We start from the raw sequence: 1,488 nt of genomic DNA, 5'->3' as shown, positions 1-1,488 counted from the left end.
CTAGTACTTCGTCACACAAATTTTGACTAGTTGAGAGCACCGTAAGCTCTCTCTAGTTTTTCACGTGCTGAATCAACATTAAACATCCAATTTATACTGGCGCCTTCTTTATTTCGGCGCCATTCCCACGCCGTGAGCTCTGTCTTTAACTCTTCCATACTTGCTATGCGCCGATCTAAGCATTGCTTATTCATATTGCCAATTTCTATCTCGACCATATTCAACCAACTCGCATGTTTAGGTGTGTAATGGAACTCTATTTTATTTAAAATACGTCGTGCTTCTTGCGGTGAAAATGCTTTATATAACGCACCTTCCGTATGAGTCGATAAGTTATCTAGCACGACACGAATTTTATTCGCATGTGGGTAGTGTTCATCGACTAAGTCCTTCATACAGTGAGCAAAATCAACTTTCGTTTTCCTCTGTGTTGCTTTAACGTGCCGCCAACCCCGATGACGGTCAAAGAATACAAATAAGTTAGCCACGCCAACCCGTTTATATTCATAATCTAGGCGTTTTACCTGTCCCTTTTTCATCGGTTGTACTGGCCGTGTATCATCAACAAGTTGCTTCATCGCCTCATCAAAATTAATAATAGGATTGAGCTCATCCGCTGGCTCAGCATATAATTCAAGTACATGCTCCATTCTTGCAATATACTCAGCGTCCATTGTTGCCACACACCACATCTTTTTTTGCCAGGGCTTTAACGCATTTTCTTTAAGGCGTCTACGAACAGTTTCATATGAAATACTGTCTAAATCCGTTAATGTTATTAATCGCTCGCCAAGTAACGCTAATGTCCATCGGCAGTGTCCTGTTGGCGGCTCAGAACAGGCTGTGGCTATTAAAGTTACTTCATCTTTCGCGGAGGTTTTTCTCATAGCACCACTTCGTGCACCTTCATTTAAAGCGGCTTCTAAACTGTCTTCGACAAACTGACGTTTGACTCGAAATACAGTTGAAGAGCTCACTTGAACCGCTTCACATATTTGATCTGTTGTATATCGACAACGGTCCGCTTTTAATAAAATGGCGGCTCGTTTGTACTTTCGAACATTGACCATGCCTTTTTTGCAGTAGTTAACTAATTCGCATTTTTCTTCTGCTGATAATTCAACAATATACTTTCGGTTCATAACAATATTAAATGAGTAAATATGAGTTAAAGGATCGTCAATTAGGATAAAAGTTCATTATGAATAAAGAAGAGTTGCCGTCGTTCACTGTGAAACAAGGGCAGTATTTGGCATTTATTTATTACTACACAAAAGTGAATGGTGTTGCACCTGCTGAAAATGATTTTGAGCGTTATTTTGGGACTGCATCATCAAGTGTTCATGCAATGATTTTAACGCTTAAAAAGAAAGGGTTCATCACTTCAACTGCTGGAAAAAGCCGAACGATAAAGCTATTGATAGGAATAAATCAGTTGCCTGAATTTAAGTAAGGCAACTGATCAGAACTTCTGTGAACGAGTACTAG

Annotated in this window: 2 protein-coding genes; one reads left to right on the top strand and one right to left on the bottom strand. The window is 39.7% G+C overall.

Annotation, left to right across the window (positions count from 1 at the left end; all coding sequences use genetic code 11):
* Nucleotides 1-26: 26 nt before the first annotated feature.
* On the bottom strand, nucleotides 27-1,142 hold the full coding sequence (locus tag FW757_RS23020) for an IS630 family transposase (protein WP_182718443.1): 1,116 nt from the start codon (nucleotides 1,140-1,142) through the stop codon (nucleotides 27-29).
* A gap of 59 nt (nucleotides 1,143-1,201) precedes the next feature.
* Here FW757_RS23020 and FW757_RS23015 point away from each other — a divergent pair, with 59 nt between their 5' ends.
* Nucleotides 1,202-1,453: a LexA family protein gene (locus FW757_RS23015; RefSeq protein WP_149983453.1), complete on the top strand. Its 252-nt coding sequence runs from the start codon at nucleotides 1,202-1,204 to the stop codon at nucleotides 1,451-1,453.
* The last annotated feature ends 35 nt before the right edge of the window (nucleotides 1,454-1,488 follow it).

It is taken from the genome of Pseudoalteromonas sp. 1181_04, from assembly GCF_052850545.1.
The sequence above is the reverse complement of the archived record's forward strand: the minus strand, read 5'-3'. Positions and strand labels throughout refer to the sequence as shown.

What these genes read in the sequence shown, in the direction of transcription:
- FW757_RS23020 (WP_182718443.1), bottom strand. Translation starts at nt 1,142, where the DNA reads ATGAACCGAAAGTATATTGTTGAATTATCAGCAGAAGAAAAATGCGAA.
- FW757_RS23015 (WP_149983453.1), top strand. Translation starts at nt 1,202, where the DNA reads ATGAATAAAGAAGAGTTGCCGTCGTTCACTGTGAAACAAGGGCAGTAT.